Here is a 17,972-nt window from a genome sequence, read left to right as displayed (position 1 = left end):
TTTCCCTTCTGTCAGATTCGGTCGTGTTCGGCGGGCGGGTCGAACCACTCCGCCAGTGACGCCGGGTCGGCGATGGCGATCGAGCCGTCGGGCAGGCCGAGGGCGCGCTCCAGGGCCGAGGAGTAGGCGGCGACCGTGTGCTCGATGTCGCCGGCGTCGGCCCGGCCCGCCTCGAAGGCCAGGAACAGCCGGGCCAGTTCGTCGTTGAGGTCCTGGACCAGCGTGATCAGCAGTCGGCCGGTGTGTTCGGGGGAAGGCGCGGTGAAGACGCCCTGCCGCGCTCCTTCGCGGACGATCGCCGCCAGCAGCGGCGTGTGGCGCTCGATGATGTCCGCGCGCACCTTGTGCCGGGTCAGCACGTTGGCGTCGGACTGCCAGATGCGCAGTGCGGGGACGAGGAGCCTTCGCTGGGGCAGCTTGAGCGCGGCCAGGGTGGCGAAGTAGGTGCGCAGGCGGGTGAGCGCGTCGGGGCCGGAGGCGTCGACGGCTGAGCGCAGCCGTTGCAGCAGGTCGTCGCCCATGCGCTCGACGACCGCCCACAGCAGCTCCTGCTTGGAGCCGAAGTAGTGGTAGAAGGCGCCGCGTGAGGCATTGGCCTCGTCCAGCACGTCGCGGACGCTCATCCGCTCGTAGCCCGTGGTCGCGATGAGCCGTTGGGCGGCGTCGAGGAACTCCTCGCGGCGGCGGGCGTGCGACTCCTCGTCGACGGTGCGTGCCATCTCGCTCCGATTAATAGACCGTCTGTCGGTTTATTTTTGCGCGGTGCAGCGGCGGCCGTCAAGCGCGCCGGTCGGGGCTCAGTGGACACCTCCGCCGACCGGGCCTCGGGGCGGAAGGACACCTTCCTGTTTGGGACTCTTGGCGTTCTTGCTATAGCAAAAATAGCGTGGCGCACGCCGCCGCGGGTGAAGGACAAGGTGCCGAACGGCGGGGGCGGGCGCCCCAGCGGGCCCCCGGCCAGGATGGACGAGTCCTGGCGGTCTTCGTGCGGGGAGTCGGGTGGAACCTTGGCGACCGCAGCGCCGCTCCGGGCGCTCACCATGCCGCACGCCGGGGAAGCGCTCGCAGTAGGCCCAGCGGCGACGCGGCCGGGCTCGTCCCTCCCGATTGTGGCCTGACCGATGACTTTTGCGCGCCGTGCCGGTCTGTACGCCGAATACCGACTCACGGAAGGCTGACGCCATGCGGAAACTGACCTTCGCCATGAACCTGAGCCTGGACGGCTACATCGCCGCGCCCGGCGACGATCTCAACTGGAGCGTGCTGAGCGACGAGCTGTTCCAGTGGTGGTCCGACCGGGTGGCCGCGACGGGCCTTGCGCTGTACGGGCGCAGACTGTGGGAGACGATGAGCTCCCACTGGCCGACCGCCGACAAGGAGCCGGGGGCCACCCCGGCGACGATCGAGTACGCCGGCCGCTGGCGGGACATGCCGAAGGCGGTGTTCTCCTCGACGACCGCCACGGTCGACTGGAACACCCGTCTGGTCACCGGCGACGCGGTCACCGAGATCACCAGGCTCAAGGCCGACGACGGCGGCCCCATGGGCATCTGCGGTGCCACACTCGCCGCGACGGCCATGCGGGCCGGGCTGATCGACGAGTACGTCCTCGTAACCCATCCGGTCCTGGTGGGCGGCGGCACGCCGTTCTTCACAGCCCTGGACGACTGGGTGAGTCTGAGCCTGGGGGAGACCCGGACGTTTCCCGGCGGCGTGGTGCTGACCAGGTACGAGACCCGGCGCTGAGCGCCCGGCGGCGGAAACCTGGTCCTGTCGAGCCTGGGGGAGTGGTCGCGCCATATCTCTGTCCGGCACCGTCTTAGGCCGCCGTCTTCGCCGTCACCGCGCTGATCAGCCTTCGGATGCGCGATCGGAACCGACCAGCCGCGCCACGGGCAGATGCGGAGCCGAGCAGGAGTTGCCGAAGCGATCGACGACCACCTGTGGCGTACAACCGGAAAGCGCTACGCGCTGGACGCCCAGGGCGGCTTCACGTTCCGGGATCGGCGTCGATCGTCGGGAGCGTTCGCGGGTGGGGCTGAGATGGGGCCGAGCTGAAGCTACGACAGGACCCAAACCCACAGCGCGGCCGATGAGTTTGCGGCTCCCGGCCGGTCCAAGCTCGGGACATCCTAGGAAAGGACACCGCCATGTCGGAGCTTCTCGTCGACTTCATCACCTCCCTCGACGGCCACGCATCGGGAGAGGGATGGCCCGGGTTCTGGGGTTTCGAGGGTCCGGAGTACCTCGCATGGCTCGGGGAGCAGCCCGAGGCCACCTACCTGATGGGCGCGAACACCTACCGCCTGATGTCGGGCTTCGCCGCAGGCGAGGTCCCGAGTGGCCAAGACGAGTTCAGGCCCGAAGAGGAGGCGTCCGTCGACGAGCTCACGCAAGCCTCCAAAGTGGTTTTCTCCTCCTCACTCGGGGAGCCACTGACGTGGGCCAACTCCACGCTCGTCCGCGACGACGCCGTCGAGGCGGTCCGCGCCATGAAGTCGAGTGGCTCGGGGCTCCTCAGCACGATCGGCAGCCTCAGCCTGTGCCGGTCCCTGCTACGAGCCGGACTCGTCGACCGCTTCAGGGTCGTGATGTTCCCGGTGATCACCGGGGCCACGGGCGAAGAACGCATCTACGACGGCTATCCGGACGTTGCCCTCGAGATGATCGAGCACCGCACCTTCGACGGCCGCATCCAGTTGGTCGAGTACAAGCCCCGCGTGCTCGAGCACCCGCCGCTCGGCGCCCCCGCGTGATGTCGCCCTGTCCGCCGGTCTGGAGGGCCGCCAGGCCGGCGCCGGGGGCGCGGAGCGATACCTGACCGGGAGCGAAAGGCCAACGTCCGGGCGCAGGTTGGCGGCTTTTCGGGGTAGTGAGCGGCGAGGCAAGGGGAATGGGCGCTGATCGCCGCGGTCAAACCCGGCCACGACGGATCCCCCCGGCGCCCAATGGAGCCCATCATTACTCGAGAGAATCGATAGGACGGCGCGAGGACCGGGTAGCGGGTTTTCCATGTTGCTGGTGAGGCCACCGGGCGTCTACCGAGTGCAGGAAGACACGTCGTTGCTGCATGCTGTGCTGCGTCGGCGCGGCCAGGTCGCCGGGCGCTCGGTGCTCGATGTCGGTTCGGGCACCGGGGCCCTGGGCATCGAGACCTTCCGCGCCGGTGCGGCCAGCCTCACCGCGATCGACTTGTCGCGGCGCTCGGTCCTGGCGAGCTGGCTCAACAGCCGGTTGCGCGGGATCCCGGCGACGGTCCTGCGCGGTGACCTGTTCGCACCCGTGGCCCCGCGCCGTTTCGACCTCGTGCTCGCCAACCCGCCCTACGTGCCCGCCGACGGCCCGCCGCCCCGCCACCGGATGGCGAGGTGCTGGGACGCGGGGCCGGACGGGCGGCTCCTGCTGGACCGCATCTGCGCGGGGGCCTCCTCGGTGATCAGTGACGACGGCGCGCTCCTGCTCGTGCAGTCCGGGCTCGCCGACGAGCAGGCGACGTTGGACCGGCTCGCGGTGGCCGGACTGGTGCCTGAGGTCCTCGCGAGGGCCCGCATCCCGTTCGGGCCGGTGCTGCGGGCACGCGCCCCGGCGTTGCGTGCCCGCGGACTACTCGGCCCCGACCAGGTAGAGGAGGAACTCGTGGTCATCGAGGCGCGCCATGGCTGAGGCCCGTCGCCGGGTCATCGTCACCGGTGAGGGCCCGATCCTCGTCTACGGCCCGGTCGACGTGGAGATGCCCGACGGAACGCGCGTGCACAGCGACCGGGTGGTCACCGCGCTGTGCGCGTGCGGCCGCAGTCGGCACCGCCCGTTCTGCGACACCAGCCACCGTCGTCGCGTACGCGACGACGAGGGGAAGGAGCATGGCCCATGACGACGATGTCGGAGGCTCCGACGCTTCCCGCGCCGCGCGGCCCGGTCTCCGAGGCGGTCCTGTCCGTGCTGCGCGGAGACCGCCCCGCACTTCCCGCCGTCGACGGGACCGCACCTTACGGTGAGGACCTCCAGCTGGCCCTCTACTGCTGCTACGAACTCCATTACCGCGGGTTCCGAGAGGCCGACCCCGACCGCGAGTGGGATCCGGCTGTGCTGGGGATCCGCGCGGAGCTGGAGGGGCTCTTCCTCAGCGCGCTCAGGGACGACGTGCCCGCCGGCGCGGACGTCGGGAGCGAGCTCGACGCACTACTCGTCGAACACGTCGACGCGTTCGGCGTCTCCCACCACCTGCGCCGCAACGGGCAACTGTGGCAACTGCGCGAGTACGTCGCGCACCGCTCGCTCTACCACCTGAAGGAGGCCGACCCGCAGACCTTCGTCATCCCGCGCCTGGACGGCCCGCCGAAGGCCGCACTCGTGACCGTGCAGCACGACGAGTACGGTGCCGGGATTCCCGAGCGGGCGCACTCCCGGCTCTTCGCCGACATGATGACCGAGCTCGGCCTCTGCACGGACTACGGCGCCTACCTCGATTCCGCCCCCGCCGAGATACTGGCCGAGGTCAACCTCATGTCGCTGTGCGGGCTCCACCGCGGGTTGCGCGGGGCGCTGATCGGGCAGTTCGCCACCATCGAGCTCACCTCCTCCCCCGGCTCGGATCGGCTGGTCAAGGCCATGCGGAGGCTGGAGTGCAGTCCGGCCGCACTGCGGTTCTACGCCGAGCACGTCGAGGCCGACGCGGTGCACGAGCAGCTCGTCCGGCGCGGGGTGATCGCGCCGCTGCTGAGCGCCGAACCCGAGCTGGCCCCCGACGTCGTGTTCGGGATCCGCGCCAGCATGCTCCTGGCCGCCCGGTCGGATGATCTGCTGTTGCGCCACTGGAACCGCGGCGAGTCGAGCTTCCGTGACGGGGCGGACGGGAGGAAACGTTGAGACCATCGGGACCGGAGGAACGTGCCCGTGTCATCCCGCTCGCCGACCAGAGGGGTACGGTGCCAGATGATGTGGTGGTGCGCGACGCTCTCCAGCAGACACCGCCTCGGCTGCCGCCCTGGCTCGGCTACGACGCGGTCGGCTCCGAGCTGTTCGAGCAGATCACCGAACTGCCTACGTACTACCTGACCCGCGTGGAACGCGAGCTGCTGGAGCGTCACTCCCCGGAGATAGCCGAGCTGCTCGCCTGCGGGCGGATCGCGGAGCTGGGCAGCGGAAGCGCGAAGAAGACACGGCTGTTGCTGGAAAGCTGCGTGCGCTTGCGCCAGACGACCTACCTGCCGATCGACGTCGACCGGAGCATGCTGGCCTCCAGCGGCGCAGCGTTGTGCTCGGAGCTGGAATCCCTGGAGATCATCGGGTTGTGCGGACGCTACGAGGCTGGTCTCGACTGGCTGCGCACCCACCCCGGCCGGCCGCTGGCGGTCACCCTCCTCGGCAGCAGCTTCGGCAACGCCACGCGCGGGGAGCGCGACGCGCTGCTCGGCGAGATCGCCCGGACTCTCAACCCGGGTGAGAGCTTGCTGGTCTCCGCCGACCTGGACAAGGACCGCGAGGTCCTGGAAACCTGCTACAACGACCCCGCAGGGTACTCCGCCTTCGCCGACTTCCGGACCAACTACCTCACCCAGCTCAACCACCGCTACGGCGCCGACTTCGTGCTCGACGACTTTGTTCCGGAGGCCCGCTACAACGGGGACACCTCCACTGTGGAGGGACTCCTGCACGCCCGGACCGACCGGACGGTGTCCCTGCCAGGGCTGGAACTCACCCTGCGCATACCGCGCGGGGGGTTCTTGAACGTCGGCTACTCGGTGAAGTTCGACGGCCGACAGTTGGCCCGCGAGGTGGAGGCGCACGGTTTCGGCCTGCGGGCCCAGTGGCGGGACTCCGAGGCGCGCTACGGCCTCTTCCTCTTCCGCCGTAGTAGTACCGGATCTCCCGCGGAGTCGTGATGCCGTACCGGCGCTCAGGACCCCCGTACCAGTCGCTGCGACTGCTGTGGTGGTGGCCCAGGTGCCTCTGCAGCGGATCGGCATCCAGTAGGGCGATGCCGTCGGCGGTCAGGTGGTAGTGGCGGAACCGCTCATCGCCGTCAGAACCGGGGGCCAGGGTGATGAGTCCGCGATCACGGGGATCCTTGCTCCGGGCCGGCCGGGGCTCCGGCAAGTCCGGGGGAGGTCGGGGGACTACCGGCCTTGACGTGCACCATCGACACCGGCTCGGGAGTGCGTGGATGCGGGCGCGCTCGTGTCCGGGGTAGATCGGAGGTCCCTATACCTCTGGTCCACCACGGAGAGCAGGCCCGCCCATGCCATCTTGCCGATCCCGTCCCCGGACGCCGGACCCGTCTCCCGCCACCTCCCGGCGGTGGTTCGACTCCGCGGTTCGGGGTAGCCGGGCGCCCATGAGACTCGGCAACATCATCCGCCGCCTCGAACAGCAACGCCGGCTGGACCGGATCGTCGACGCGGCACGCCCACTCGCCGATCGACTCTCCGGTAGCCGGTGGGGAGACGTGCTGCACGGCGTGCAACTGGGCCACCCGGCCCACCCGTTGCTGGTGCAGGTCCCGATCGGGGCGTGGATGTCGGCCGCCGCCCTCGACATGCTGCCGAACACCCAGCGTGCGGCACATCGGCTGGTCGACCTGGGGATCGCCGCCTCAGTACCGGCCGTGCTGGCCGGACTCGCCGACTCAGCGCACCAGCATCGGCACCACCAGCGGGTGGCACTTGTGCACGCGGCAAGCAATGGGACGGCTCTGCTGCTTTATGCCGCCTCCTCGGTGGCGCGGTGGCGCGGTCGGCACACTCTGGGGCGCGGGCTCGGCCTGGCCGGGTTCACCGCTGCGGGGATGGGCGGCATGCTGGGAGCGCACATCTCCTATGCCCTGGCGGGTGGTGCCAGCCACGCGGCGCATGCCGTGGATCGGATGCCGGCGGACTGGTGGGAGATCGGCGCCCTGTCGGAACTGCCTGAGGGGCAGCCAGTGCGGCGCGACGCGGGCCCGGTGCCGGTGGTGGTAGTGCGCGAGGGCCGTGAGGTGCATGCGCTGGCGGACTCCTGCGGCCATATGGGCGGACCGCTGTCGGAAGGGGCGATCGCCAACGGGTGCATCACCTGCCCGTGGCACGGGAGCCGCTTCCGGCTGCGTGACGGCACGGTCCTGAACGGTCCGGCAACGGCACCCCAACCGGTCCTGCGGACCCGCGTGGACGGTTCGGGAACGGTGGCCGTGGCCCGCCCGGACGAAGCAGAAGTGGTAGAGCGGCTGCCGTCGGCCGTCACCGACGCGCTGCCTCTCCGAGCGCGCATCCGCCGCGGCCCATAACCAGTACCCGCTCGCTAAGGGCCTGCGTGGCGGTCGGGCCCGGCCCCTTCCAGGTGCCCGGAAGCGGACGGGACATGCTGTCGCGGCAAGTCGGTGTTCAGGCGGTTCAGGCGCTCCAACCGGAGGCGCTCCAAGACGCTCCGACCCGACGCGGAGTCGGCGATGCTGCGGTCGCGCCCGGGCACGCGGAGACCTGCAGGCAGTGGGCTTTCGGTGGCGTCCCGCCCCGGCCCGTGGCTCGTTCCATGGGAGCCTCCGCCCAGCGTGAGAATCCACGTGGCGGGCCGAACCGGTCCGCCCGCGACCGCGGCCACTGCGCGAGACCGGCGGGACGCTGGCCAAGGCGCCGCGCACCAAGACGCCGGCCGGCAAGCGGTGGGTGCAGCTGCGGCCGTTCCTGGACGGGCTCTACCGCGGGCTGCTGTCCGACACGGCAGGCGGGGCGTTCGTGTTCACCGGATCCCGGGGCGGGCAACTGCGCCGGGGCAACTTCCGCACCCGGTTCTGGCGACCGGCCTTCGACGGCGATCCCGACAGCACGGTGGCGTGGCTGCGTTCGCCGATCCTTCCGGGCTTCACGTTCAACGAGGGCCGCCACACCCACCGCACTTGGCTGGCCGACGACGGCATCCCCGAAGTGGGTCGGGCCGCGCGGCTGGGGCACCGGATGCCGGGGATGGCCGATGTCTACGAGCACGTCACACCCGAGACCAAGTCCCGGATCCTTCAGGTGCTGACCCGCCGGTGGGAGGAGAGTCTCACCGGGCTCGATCACGCAGAGCGACGAAAATTGGCTCTATTCGTGCCGGAGCTGGCCGATGTGCACTACCGGGACGATGCCGTGTGAGGGTCTGAAGCGACTCTGTGAAAAAAGATGATCTCCCAGATATCTCCCACGGCGGCTGACGCATTCCGTGTAGAGATCTGAGAGACCCATCCTGACCTGCGGTGTTGCTGGTGGGCGATACAGGATTCGAACCTGTGACCTCTACCGTGTCAAGGTAGCGCTCTAACCAACTGAGCTAACCGCCCCAAGGGTGGTGACTGGAGGTGGAGACGGGATTTGAACCCGTGTAGACGGCTTTGCAGGCCGCTGCCTCGCCTCTCGGCCACTCCACCGGACTCATGGCGGGGGCTGTGGAGGACCCCCGGATGTCTCCGAGCGGACGACGGGATTCGAACCCGCGACCCTCACCTTGGCAAGGTGATGCTCTACCAGCTGAGCCACGTCCGCGTACGATCAGGCGCCGATCCCCGTGGATCCGCGCCGTCGTTCGGTTAGAACTTTAGCGGAAAGTCGGCAGACGGCAAATCGGCGGGCGGGTTGACAGGGGAGGCGTCCAGGGCCGCAGATATACAGGGGGCGTGCAGGGGCGAGACGTCGGCGCTAGCCGGAGGAGTGCGATGGTCCGGTGCGGGAACGCTGTGATGCCGTGGGCGCAGGCGCGCGAGGAGGCGCGCCGGCTCGGGGCGCAGGGCGGGTGTTCCGGCGCGCGCGCCGTCGCGCTCGGCGGTGCCCTCGGCGCGGTGCTCGCCCGCGATCTGACGGCGCTCGTGGGCGTGCCGCCCTACGACGCGGCCGCTATGGACGGCTACGCGGTGGCCGGCCCCGGGCCCGAGTGGACCGTTCTGGGCCGGGTGCTGGCCGGAGCCGTCGGGGCCGCCGAAGCGGTCGGGCGCCTCCGGAACGGGCAGGCGGTCGAGATCGCCACCGGAGCGCAGGTGCCCGAGGGCGCGGACGCCGTCCTGCCCTACGAGCGCGCCGTGGTCGCCCCGGTCGGCGGCGAGCCGCCGGACGGCCGGGAGCGGGTGCGCGGCGAGATCGCTCCCGGCAGGCACGTGCGCCGGGCGGGGGAGGACACGTTCGCGGGCGAGACCGTGAGCCCTGCGGGGACGACCGTCACGCCCGCGCTGGTCGGCCTGGCCGCTTCGCTGGGCCACGACACGCTCCTGGTGCGCCGCCCGCGGGTGGACGTGCTGGTGACCGGCGACGAGATCGCGGCCTCCGGGCGTCCGGGCGCCGGGCGGGTGCGGGACGCCATCGGCCCGATGCTGCCGGGCATCGCCGCCTCCTCCGGCGCCGAGCTGGTGGGGGAGCCGCGGTTTCTGGAGGACGGGCTGGAGCCGATGTCGGCGGCGCTGCGTGCGGTCCGCGACGCGGGTAGCGACGTGCTGGTGGTCTGCGGGGCCTCGTCCAAGGGCCCGGCCGACCATCTCCGAGCCGCGTTGTCCGCGGTCGGCGCGACTGTGGTGGTCGACGGCGTCGCCTGCCGCCCCGGCCATCCGCAGCTGCTGGCCTACCTCGGGCGTCCCGAAGCCTCGGGCGGGCCCGGCGAGCGGCCGAGTGCGCCCGCCGGTCGGAGCGGCGCCGACGACGTGGTCGCGGCATCCTCCGGCGGTCCGGGGACGGTCGTGGTCGGACTGCCCGGCAACCCCAACGCCGCCCTCGCCGCCTCCGCGACCCTGCTCATCCCCGCTTTGCGCGCGATGGCCGGCGGCCCGGAGACGGACACCGCGCTGCCGCCGTCGATGCGGGTCAAGGGCGCTGTGCACCCGCACGCCCACGACACCCGGCTCGTGGCGGTGCGCGTGGCCGGCGGCCAGGCCGAGCCGGTCGGCCACGACCGGCCCGGCAGCCTGCGCGGCGCCGCCCTCGCCGACGCGTACGCCGTGATCCCGCCGGGCTGGAGCGGACCCCACGCCGCCCTGCTGTGGCTGCCGCGCTGACGCGCGCGCCAGCCCGCGGCGCGCGGCGCCGCGGGGCGCCGCTGTACGCATCTCCGGCTGCGGCCGGAGTCAGCGCGTGGGGAACCGCGGCTTCCTGATCCTCCACCGCGGCGCGGACCGCAGGTCGGCCGACCACTGGCAGTACTGCCTCGCCCAGCGGCTGAGGAGGCGCGGGGGAGCAGGTGTTGTGCGCGCAGCCGTCCGACCCCGACCGGCGGAGCTACAGGCCTGGAACAGAGTGATCGAGGACGAGCCGCCCATGGCGCGCGGCGACCGCGTCGCCGTCTGCCACTCGCCGGCGTGCACGGCCTGGCTGCACCTCTCTGCGGCGCGCGGCGCCGCGCGGGGGTCTACCGGCTTCTGCTGGTCGCCCCGCCCCGGCCGTCGGCAGTTGCTTGGAAGACCAGCGCCCTGTTTTCGGTTGAGTCCCCGGGCTTGGCGGGACTGCGTGTTTTCGCCGCCGTATCTGTCTGGTCTGGTCCGGCGGGGCCTCCCGTCGTCCCGATGGGGTCGGTGAGGCGGTGGGGCGCCCGCTGGGGTGCGGGGTTGTTCTGCTGCCGGGTACCGCGCACCCGGCCGTGGTCGGCGGCTACGGGGTCTGGCCTGCGGTTGACGACCGGTGGATGGGCGCCCGCGACACGTATGGCGGCGCTCTGAGGGGCGGCGGTCTTCGCGGCCCGTCGCGTCGGTACCGCCTGCACGGCGGCGTGGACGGGCTCCGTCGGTCACCGGGCGCGACCGCACGTGTGCCGCCGGATCGGGATCGGTCTCGGCGCCGCGCACGCTCCCGCACCTCAGCGGCTCGCGGGGCCGATCGGCCGTGCCGCGGAAGTGGTCTCGGGCGCTTCGGTGCCCCCGACTGGCCTAGACTCGGACCCGAAAATCGGTACTCGCAAGGGCTCCGACGTGTAGCCGACGAAAGCCGCGGACCAATGACCTCGTCCCACCTCGACAAAGGCGTGCTGGCCAATCCGGTGCAGCGTCCGGCACCGCTGCGCGACACCGTCTACGAGACGCTGCTGGAGCTGATCACGCGGCGGCGGCTGCCGCCCGGACGCCACCTCGTCGAGAACGAGCTCGCCGAGCAGCTGGGCGTCTCCCGCCAGCCGGTCCGCGAGGCGCTGCAGCGGCTCAGCAACGAGGGCTGGGTCGATCTCCGCCCGGGCTACGGCGCGTTCGTGCACCAGCCCAGCGAGAGCGAGGCCGACCAGCTGCTGGCCGTGCGTTCGCTGCTGGAGACCGAAGCCGCCCGGCTCGCCGCGGGCGCCGCCACCCCCGAGGGGATCGAGCGGCTGCGCGAGCAGTGGCGCGCCGGCATGGAAGGCCTGGAGCGCGGCGACACCGACGCGATGGTCGACAGCAACGCCGCGCTGCACCACGGCATCGTCGAGATCGCGGGCAACCAGGTGCTGGAAGGGCTGGCAGGACAGGTCGCGCGGCGGGTGCGCTGGTACCACGGGCTCGTGGTGCAGCAGCGCGGCCGCGAGTCCTGGAAGGAGCACGAGGCCATCATCGAGGCGATCGAGGCCGGCGACCAGGAGCGCGCGGCCGACCTCATGCGCGAGCACACCGAGGCCACCCGGCTCGCCTACCACGACCAGGCCCTCGACGGCGTCGACGGGCCCGAGGACGCCGAGGACGCGGAGACCGCCGGCGCCGCGGGGCAGCACGCGGGATTCTGACCGCCGCGAGCACCCCGCAGGTCGGACATACCGCACCCCGGTCGGTGGCGGCGGCGCCCGCGGGCGTCCCGCCGCCGCGGAACCGGGCGCGTGGCCGCACGGTGGGCGGCGGCTGCCTTGCCTGGTCCGGTACCGGCGGCACGTGCGGCCGGCGCTGCTTCGGGGTGGGAGCGAGCTTCGGGTAGGGAGCCGGTAGGCAGAGGCGCATCGGGCGCGCCGGGCGGGTGACCGCCGGCCGCGGCGGCGTACCGGCCGCCTGATCGGTCTGCCGCGGTGGAGGCGGCCGGTGGGAGCCGGAACCGTCGGCTGCCGCCCGCTGCCGGGTAGCGTCCTCGGGGTGCGGGGCCGACCGGTTGCCGTGCGCGGCTCCGCCGGCTGCACGCTCCGGGCCGTCGGGTGATTTCGGGCGCACGACTGGCGCGAATGTGGTCTAAGACACCACAATGTAGGTCGGCCTCTCCGGCTGGAGGGGTGGCGATGGCGCGCACGGTGCCGCATCGGTCGATGCCCGGCCCGTCGTTGACGCCGGGGCCGGACAACCCCTGGGTCCGGCCCCGGTCGACATCGCATGCGGATGGGGAACGGGGATGCTGATTCGGCAGTTCGAGTACCTCGTCGCCCTGGCGCGCGAGCGGCACTTCGCGCGCGCCGCGCTCGCATGCCACGTCTCGCAGCCGGCGCTATCGGCCGGTATCCGCAAGCTGGAGGCCGAACTCGGCGTGCCCATCGTGCGGCGCGGCCACCGGTTCGAGGGCTTCACCCCCGAGGGGGAGCGGGTGCTGCGCTGGGCGAGCCGGATCCTGGAGGAGCGCGACCGCCTCACCGCCGACGTCGACACCGTGCGCGAGGGACGCATCGGCACCCTGCGCGTCGGGGTGCTGCCCGAGGCCGCCGCCGCGTTCGGGCACGTCGCGGCACCCTTCGGCGCCCGCCATCCGCGGGTGGCGCTGAGCGTGCGCACCATGTCCGCCGCCGAGATCCAGCGGGCCCTCGCCGACGGCGGCCTCGACTGCGCCACGCTGCGCACCTCCGTGGATGCGGCACGCTCGCGCGGGCGGGCGGTGCTCTACCGGGAGCGCGCGGTCCTGCTGACGGCCGACAGCGGGCGCTTCGCCTCCCGCGCGGCGCTGGACTGGCCGGAGGTCGCCGACGTGCCGCTGTGCCGCCTGCTGCCCGATCCGCTGTGGCCGCGCGCTGCCGAGGCCGTGGCGGCGGCCACCGGCGAGGAACCGGCGGTCCGGGTCGAGGTCGACTCGCTGCCCGCCCTCTTCGAGCACATCAGCCGGGGAGGCGGCTGCGCGGTGGTCACGCACTCCTGGCTCGCACCCGGCGGGATGCCCGCCGATCTGCGCGCGGTCCCGCTGGCCGAGACCGACGAGGCGACCGGGATGGCCCTGGTGATCGCCGAGCACCATCCGGAGCCGCTGCTGGCCGCCGACCTGGCGGCCTTCGCCCGCTCGGTGCCGCTGCAGGGGCGCCTCGACGCCGTGCTGCCGCAGCCGGCCGAGAGCGGCCTGGTGCCGGAACCCCGGGACTCCGACGGCGGCGGACGTCCTCTGCGTGACACCTGAGGAGCACCGGGCGGCCGCGCCGCCAACCGGGATGCGGGCGGCCGTCGGGGCGGTTGCCGGCCGCCGCTGGGAACGAGGTCGGCGCTGAGACAGGGCCCGGCGAAGCCGCGCACCGTAATATGCCCACCGCGATCAGCGGCACGGGCAGGACCGGCCCGCCGGCGCGGCCCAGCCCCGTGCGCCGCCGCGGGGGTGTCCAAGAGCGGGCCGCTCTGCCCTTCCCGAGCAGGTCGGCGAGGATGGCCGGCCTGGTGCGGCGGCTGTCCGCGCCGCGCCGACGAGGAGTTTGCCGAGGCGCGTTCGATCCCCGAAGGGGTCGCGCGCTTGCTCCTGCGCACCTCGCAGCCCGGCACCGCTGCAGAGGCCGAGCTGTACCGGTCCGTCATCGCCGCGCTGTGGTGCAGCGAGGCTTTGCTCGTGGAAGCTGGGGAGCCGTGGTGCGGATGTTCACCCACTGGTCGCGACTGCCGCACGAGGAGCCGGGCGCCGCGGTGCCGGCCGACACGCCGGCCGAGGCCATCCGGTCGGTCGGGGACGCCTTTGCCTCTCGGCCGCCGCCGGACCGCCCCGGCCCGACTCCGCGCTGCTTTTACCGGGTGGTGGAGCGCCTCGCCGCCCGGGCCGACGCCGCTCGGGGCCCGGGCGCAGTCGGCGGGCGCGGGGGCGACGTGCACTCCTGAGGGCGCGCCTGCTGCGCGGGCGGCGGCCCCGTCGCCCGCCGCGGCTCCAGAGGCCTGAGTTTACTCGTGAGGAATCCTGTGACCTGCAGAAATACCAAGTCGTTCGGGCGTGTCCAGGGAGTGTCAAGAATCGACCACTATCGTGGTGTGCATGGCTTCCAACGACCACCGCGCAGGAAAGAGTCAAAGCACCCTTGATCCGGACCGGGTCGAGCGGGGGTCGGGCGGTGAAGCGGAGTCGGCCAAGTCTGGCTCGGGCAGCAATGGAGCGCCCGTCCAGTCGGTCGACCGGGCGATCACTGTTCTGGAGATACTCGCTCAGCACGGCGAAGCCGGGGTCACCGAGATCGCGGCCGAGCTGGGCGTACACAAGTCCACGGCGTTCCGGCTCGTAGGGGCCCTGGAGCGGCGCGGACTCGTCGAGCAGCCGGGGTTGCGCGGCAAGTACCAACTCGGGTTCGGCATCATCCGGCTGGCCGGCACCATGGCCGCCGGGCTCGACCTCACCCAGCAGAGTCGGCGCGTCTGCGAAGATCTCGCATCCGATCTCGGTGAGACGGTGAACATCGCCATACCCAGCGGAGACATGGTCGTCAACATCGACCAGGTCCGCGGGGCCTCGGCGATCGTCAGCCAGAACTGGATCGGCCGGCAGAACCCCCTGCACACGACCTCCACCGGCAAAGTGCTGCTGGCCTACATGCGGGTCCCCGACCAGCGTCGGGTACTGCGCGGGCCTCTGGAGCGGCTCACCCCCCACACAATCACCGACGCCGACTCCCTGCAGGCCGAGATCGACGAGATCCTCCAACGGGGATTCGCCAAGGCGGTCGAGGAGCTGGAGGTGGGCCTCAACGCGGTAAGCGCGCCGATCCGCGGGCTCACGGGCGAGGTCATCGCCGCTCTCAGCGCGTCAGGCCCCTCGTACCGGATGGAGGAGGACAAGCTCCCCGCCATCGGCGAGGCGGTCTGCAAGGCCGCCGTGGAGATCTCGATCCGCATGGGACACATGGAAACCGCCGACTCCTGACCGGCACCGGCCCGCCGCCGGCCTACCCTCGCGAGTCGGACTCGCGGCCCAGCGCGGCGGCTACGATCCGGGCGGCGCGCTCGACGACCTCCTCGACGGGGGGTGCGATATCGAGCGTGGCGCCCGGTTCGTCGTCGGCGAGGGGCTCCAGGGTGGACTTCTGGGAGCGCAGCAGGGTCTCGGGCATGAAGTGGCCCTTGCGCTCGCGCAGCCGCGCGGCGATGAGCTCGATGGACCCGTCCAGGTGCAGGAAGCGGACGCCGGGGGCCGCCGCGCGCAGCACGTCGCGGTAGCTGCGCTTGAGTGCGGAGCAGGCCATGAGGGTCGACTCTCCGCGGCCGTCGTGCTCGGCGATCCACGCGGCCAGCGACTCCAGCCACGGCTGCCGGTCCTCGTCGGTGAGCGCGGTTCCGGCCGACATCTTGGCGACGTTGGCGGCGGGGTGGAAGTCGTCCGCCTCGGCGAAGGGCAGGTCCAGGCGCTGCGCGAGCGGCTCGGCGACGGTGCTCTTGCCCGTGCCCGAGACCCCCATGACGACGAAGTGCGTGCCGTGTGCCATTCCTTGCTCCAACCGTGCGGATCTGTGAACGCGCCCTGTACGCGTCCTAATAGTGTTACCAATGAATCGCCGACGTGCTGCGGGCGCCCCCGTGCCCTCGCAGCCGCTGCAGGGCCGAAGGAGACACATGAGCGCCGCCCCCGACCACCGGACCCTGCACAACCGCGTCCTCGCGGAGGTCGGGCCCGCCATCGCCGCGGGCGAATACGAGCCCGGAGCCGTTCTTACCCTGGACCGGCTGGCCCAGGGCTACGGCGTGTCCCGGACCGTGGCGCGCGAGGCCGTGCGCGTCCTGGAGTCCATGCGCCTGGTGGTCAGCCGCCCGCGTACCGGAGTACGGGTGCGCCCGCCCGAGGAGTGGAGCGTCCACGACCCCCAGCTGATCCGGTGGCGGCTGGCCGGACCCGGCCGGATGGGCCAGCTGCGCTCGCTGACGGAGCTGCGCGCCGCCGTGGAGCCGCCCGCCGCCGCCTTCGCCGCCCGCCGCGCGACCCCCGCTGACCGCGAGTTCCTGGTGGAGCTGAACGGGCGCATGGTCGCCACCGGGCGCAGCGGCGACCTGGAGGCCTTCCTGCGCCTGGACATCGAGTTCCACCGCAGCATCCTGGAGATGTCGGGCAACGAGATGTTCGCCGGGCTCACGGGCGTGGTCTCGGAGGTGCTGACCGGCCGCACCGAGTACGACCTGATGCCGCGCCGGCCCCGGCCCGAGGCGCTGCGCCTGCACACCCACGTCGCCGACGCGATCGGAGGCGGCCTGGCCGATGTGGCCCAGGCCGCCATGCGCGCGATCGTCGACGAGGTCGTGTCGGCCCTGGAGGACGAGGAGGCCGCGGACTGCGGCTGAGCGGGGGCCGTCCTCCAGGGCGCCTGCCGGTCTACAGGACCAGGCTCAGCAGCGCCGCCAGCACGAAGCCGACGGTGCCGATCAGCGTCTCCATCACCGTCCACGTGCGCAGCGTGGTCTTGACGTCCATCCCCAGGAACCGGCCGACCAGCCAGAACCCGGAGTCGTTGACGTGGGAGAGCACGGTGGAGCCGCAGGCGATCGCCACGACGATCAGCGACAGGTCGATGGTGCTCAAGCCGCCGGAGGAGGCCACCAGCGGGGCGATGAGCGCGGCCGTGGTCGTCAGCGCGACCGTCGCCGACCCCTGGGCCACGCGCAGGCACGCCGCGATCACGAACGCGGCCAGGATCACCGGCATGCCGGTGGACTCCAGGCTGTCGGCGAGCGCGTTGCCGATGCCGCTGATCTCCAGCACACCGCCGAACATGCCGCCGGCGCCGGTGATGAGGATGATCGAGCAGACCGGCGCCAGCGAGTCGTTGGCGAGCTTCTCCAGGTAGGAGCGGGAGAAGCGGCCCGGGGCGAGCGCCACCATGGCCACCACCGTGGTGATCAGCAGGGCGATGGGCGTCTGGCCGATGAGCACGGGCGCCTGGACCCAGAGGGCGTCGCCGGGCACGGCGCCGGTGGCGCTCAGGGTGGTCAGGCCGGTGTTGGCAAAGATGAGCAGCATCGGCAGCAGCAGGATGCCCAGCACCGTCGCCAGGCGCGGTGCGTCCTGGGGCACGGAGTCGCCGGCGGGCGCGGTCCGGGTGGCGGTCTTGGCGGCGGTACCGCCGCCCGTGCCGCCGGAGGTCGGCTCCGGGGCGGCGTCGCCGCCCTCGGGGGAGGCGGCGCCGAACTCGGCGGGGGCGGGCAGGTGGAAGCGCCGACCGGCGTAGAGCGAGTAGAGGTAGCTGGCGATGTACCAGGTCGGCACGGCCAGCACCAGGCCCACGATCAGCGTGACGCCCATGTCGGCGTCGATCTGCCCGGCGGCGGCCACGGGGCCGGGGTGCGGCGGCACGAAGGCGTGCATCACGGCGAAGGCGCCCGCGGTGGGCAGCGCGTAGAGCAGCACGGAACCGCCGAGGCGGCGCGCGACGCTGAAGACGATCGGCAGCATGACGATCAGTCCGGCGTCGAAGAAGATCGGGAAGCCGAAGATCAGGGAGGCGACGCCCAGTGCGAGCGGCGCGCGCTTCTCCCCGAAGGCGCGGATCAGGGTTCCGGCGAGCACACCGGCGCCGCCGGTGACCTCCAGGAGCCGGCCGATCATCACGCCCAGGCCCACCAGTAACCCGACGCTGGCGAGCGTATCGCCGAAGCCGTAGAGCATGGTGGGCACGACGTCGTCCAGCGGGATGCGGGTGGCCAGCGCGACGCCCAGGCTGACCAGGACGAGCGCGACGAAGGCGTGCAGCCGCGCCCAGATGATGAGTGTCAGGAGCACGGCGATCGATGCGGCCGCTATCAGCAGCAGCGGCACCGTGCCGTATGCGGGGTCAATCGGTTCCACGGGTTCCTCCGGGAATGGGGACGAGGCCGGCGCGCGATGTGACGTGCGCCAAGACGGCTGGCGGCAATGGTAATACCATTTGTGAGTACGTGTGATCCTCCCCGTTCGGAATTG

The 17,972-nt window shown here is 72.1% G+C and carries 17 protein-coding genes and 3 tRNA genes; 14 read left to right on the top strand and 6 right to left on the bottom strand.

Annotation, left to right across the window (positions count from 1 at the left end; all coding sequences use genetic code 11):
• Positions 1–11: 11 nt before the first annotated feature.
• Positions 12–719: a TetR/AcrR family transcriptional regulator gene (locus ABD284_RS17500; RefSeq protein WP_344144723.1), complete on the bottom strand. Its 708-nt coding sequence runs from the start codon at positions 717–719 to the stop codon at positions 12–14.
• 463 nt (positions 720–1,182) lie between these two features.
• On the opposite strand from ABD284_RS17500, the gene ABD284_RS17495 reads away from it, so the two are divergent.
• The 8 genes from ABD284_RS17495 to ABD284_RS17460 all read left to right on the top strand — a co-directional run bounded on the left by ABD284_RS17495 (position 1,183) and on the right by ABD284_RS17460 (position 8,108).
• On the top strand, positions 1,183–1,746 hold the full coding sequence (locus ABD284_RS17495) for a dihydrofolate reductase family protein (RefSeq protein ID WP_344144721.1): 564 nt from the start codon (positions 1,183–1,185) through the stop codon (positions 1,744–1,746).
• A 404-nt stretch (positions 1,747–2,150) separates the two neighbouring features.
• On the top strand, positions 2,151–2,756 hold the full coding sequence (locus ABD284_RS17490; RefSeq protein ID WP_344144719.1) for a dihydrofolate reductase family protein: 606 nt from the start codon (positions 2,151–2,153) through the stop codon (positions 2,754–2,756).
• A 256-nt stretch (positions 2,757–3,012) separates the two neighbouring features.
• Complete coding sequence (locus ABD284_RS17485) at positions 3,013–3,663, top strand: HemK2/MTQ2 family protein methyltransferase (RefSeq protein WP_344144717.1); 651 nt, start codon at positions 3,013–3,015, stop codon at positions 3,661–3,663.
• On the top strand, positions 3,656–3,871 hold the full coding sequence (locus ABD284_RS17480; protein ID WP_040270383.1) for a CDGSH iron-sulfur domain-containing protein: 216 nt from the start codon (positions 3,656–3,658) through the stop codon (positions 3,869–3,871). The genes ABD284_RS17485 and ABD284_RS17480 overlap by 8 nt, the downstream gene beginning before the upstream one ends.
• Positions 3,868–4,866: an iron-containing redox enzyme family protein gene (locus tag ABD284_RS17475; RefSeq protein ID WP_344144712.1), complete on the top strand. Its 999-nt coding sequence runs from the start codon at positions 3,868–3,870 to the stop codon at positions 4,864–4,866. Before ABD284_RS17480 ends, ABD284_RS17475 begins: the two co-directional genes overlap by 4 nt.
• Positions 4,863–5,882 carry an L-histidine N(alpha)-methyltransferase gene (locus ABD284_RS17470; protein ID WP_344144710.1) on the top strand — a complete coding sequence of 340 codons (1,020 nt, stop codon included), beginning with the start codon at positions 4,863–4,865 and terminating at the stop codon, positions 5,880–5,882. Before ABD284_RS17475 ends, ABD284_RS17470 begins: the two co-directional genes overlap by 4 nt.
• A 452-nt stretch (positions 5,883–6,334) precedes the next feature.
• The gene (locus ABD284_RS17465; protein ID WP_344144708.1) at positions 6,335–7,261 is read left to right on the top strand and encodes a Rieske (2Fe-2S) protein; all 927 of its coding nucleotides are present in this window, start codon (positions 6,335–6,337) and stop codon (positions 7,259–7,261) included.
• Positions 7,262–7,640: 379 nt separating this feature from the next.
• A complete protein-coding gene (locus ABD284_RS17460) occupies positions 7,641–8,108 on the top strand; it encodes a hypothetical protein (RefSeq protein WP_344144706.1) in 468 nt (155 codons plus the stop codon).
• A gap of 108 nt (positions 8,109–8,216) precedes the next feature.
• Here the strand turns inward: ABD284_RS17460 and ABD284_RS17455 are convergent.
• From ABD284_RS17455 to ABD284_RS17445, 3 genes are all read right to left on the bottom strand, one after another.
• A tRNA-Val gene (locus ABD284_RS17455) sits at positions 8,217–8,293 on the bottom strand.
• A 13-nt stretch (positions 8,294–8,306) separates the two neighbouring features.
• Positions 8,307–8,380: transfer RNA gene (locus tag ABD284_RS17450), tRNA-Cys, on the bottom strand.
• Between the two features lie 42 nt (positions 8,381–8,422).
• Positions 8,423–8,495 (bottom strand) — tRNA-Gly (locus ABD284_RS17445).
• Between the two features lie 194 nt (positions 8,496–8,689).
• Between ABD284_RS17445 and ABD284_RS17440 the strand changes: the two genes are divergently transcribed.
• The 5 genes from ABD284_RS17440 to ABD284_RS17425 all read left to right on the top strand — a co-directional run bounded on the left by ABD284_RS17440 (position 8,690) and on the right by ABD284_RS17425 (position 14,951).
• On the top strand, positions 8,690–9,988 hold the full coding sequence (locus tag ABD284_RS17440) for a molybdopterin molybdotransferase MoeA (RefSeq protein ID WP_344144704.1): 1,299 nt from the start codon (positions 8,690–8,692) through the stop codon (positions 9,986–9,988).
• 76 nt (positions 9,989–10,064) lie between these two features.
• On the top strand, positions 10,065–10,505 hold the full coding sequence (locus ABD284_RS25820; RefSeq protein WP_386699645.1) for an alpha/beta hydrolase: 441 nt from the start codon (positions 10,065–10,067) through the stop codon (positions 10,503–10,505).
• A 415-nt stretch (positions 10,506–10,920) separates the two neighbouring features.
• Entirely contained in the window at positions 10,921–11,670 is a 750-nt protein-coding gene (locus ABD284_RS17435) for a GntR family transcriptional regulator (RefSeq protein ID WP_344144702.1), read from the top strand.
• A gap of 587 nt (positions 11,671–12,257) precedes the next feature.
• Positions 12,258–13,241: a LysR family transcriptional regulator gene (locus ABD284_RS17430; RefSeq protein ID WP_344144700.1), complete on the top strand. Its 984-nt coding sequence runs from the start codon at positions 12,258–12,260 to the stop codon at positions 13,239–13,241.
• A gap of 831 nt (positions 13,242–14,072) precedes the next feature.
• Complete coding sequence (locus ABD284_RS17425) at positions 14,073–14,951, top strand: IclR family transcriptional regulator (protein ID WP_344144698.1); 879 nt, start codon at positions 14,073–14,075, stop codon at positions 14,949–14,951.
• Positions 14,952–14,973: 22 nt separating this feature from the next.
• On the opposite strand, the gene ABD284_RS17420 is transcribed toward ABD284_RS17425, so the two are convergent.
• On the bottom strand, positions 14,974–15,510 hold the full coding sequence (locus ABD284_RS17420) for a gluconokinase (protein ID WP_344144696.1): 537 nt from the start codon (positions 15,508–15,510) through the stop codon (positions 14,974–14,976).
• Between the two features lie 127 nt (positions 15,511–15,637).
• Between ABD284_RS17420 and ABD284_RS17415 the strand changes: the two genes are divergently transcribed.
• Positions 15,638–16,357, top strand: coding sequence for a FadR/GntR family transcriptional regulator (locus tag ABD284_RS17415; protein ID WP_344144694.1), 720 nt, complete (start codon positions 15,638–15,640; stop codon positions 16,355–16,357).
• A 31-nt stretch (positions 16,358–16,388) separates the two neighbouring features.
• Here ABD284_RS17415 and ABD284_RS17410 read toward each other — a convergent pair whose 3' ends face one another.
• Positions 16,389–17,858 (bottom strand): GntP family permease, encoded by a 1,470-nt coding sequence (locus ABD284_RS17410; protein WP_344144692.1) that lies wholly within the window; start codon positions 17,856–17,858, stop codon positions 16,389–16,391.
• Positions 17,859–17,972: the final 114 nt, after the last annotated feature.

Source organism: Streptomonospora arabica (assembly GCF_039531585.1).
Classification (GTDB): domain Bacteria; phylum Actinomycetota; class Actinomycetes; order Streptosporangiales; family Streptosporangiaceae; genus Streptomonospora; species Streptomonospora halophila.
This window is presented reverse-complemented; position numbering and strand designations above follow the sequence as displayed.

Coding starts and splice junctions, on each gene's coding strand:
- ABD284_RS17420 (WP_344144696.1), bottom strand. CDS start 15,510: ATGGCACACGGCACGCACTTCGTCGTCATGGGGGTCTCGGGCACGGGC.
- ABD284_RS17500 (WP_344144723.1), bottom strand. CDS start 719: ATGGCACGCACCGTCGACGAGGAGTCGCACGCCCGCCGCCGCGAGGAG.
- ABD284_RS17435 (WP_344144702.1), top strand. CDS start 10,921: ATGACCTCGTCCCACCTCGACAAAGGCGTGCTGGCCAATCCGGTGCAG.
- ABD284_RS17485 (WP_344144717.1), top strand. CDS start 3,013: ATGTTGCTGGTGAGGCCACCGGGCGTCTACCGAGTGCAGGAAGACACG.
- ABD284_RS17475 (WP_344144712.1), top strand. CDS start 3,868: ATGACGACGATGTCGGAGGCTCCGACGCTTCCCGCGCCGCGCGGCCCG.
- ABD284_RS17465 (WP_344144708.1), top strand. CDS start 6,335: ATGAGACTCGGCAACATCATCCGCCGCCTCGAACAGCAACGCCGGCTG.
- ABD284_RS17430 (WP_344144700.1), top strand. CDS start 12,258: ATGCTGATTCGGCAGTTCGAGTACCTCGTCGCCCTGGCGCGCGAGCGG.
- ABD284_RS17440 (WP_344144704.1), top strand. CDS start 8,690: ATGCCGTGGGCGCAGGCGCGCGAGGAGGCGCGCCGGCTCGGGGCGCAG.
- ABD284_RS17425 (WP_344144698.1), top strand. CDS start 14,073: ATGGCTTCCAACGACCACCGCGCAGGAAAGAGTCAAAGCACCCTTGAT.
- ABD284_RS17490 (WP_344144719.1), top strand. CDS start 2,151: ATGTCGGAGCTTCTCGTCGACTTCATCACCTCCCTCGACGGCCACGCA.
- ABD284_RS17480 (WP_040270383.1), top strand. CDS start 3,656: ATGGCTGAGGCCCGTCGCCGGGTCATCGTCACCGGTGAGGGCCCGATC.
- ABD284_RS17495 (WP_344144721.1), top strand. CDS start 1,183: ATGCGGAAACTGACCTTCGCCATGAACCTGAGCCTGGACGGCTACATC.
- ABD284_RS17415 (WP_344144694.1), top strand. CDS start 15,638: ATGAGCGCCGCCCCCGACCACCGGACCCTGCACAACCGCGTCCTCGCG.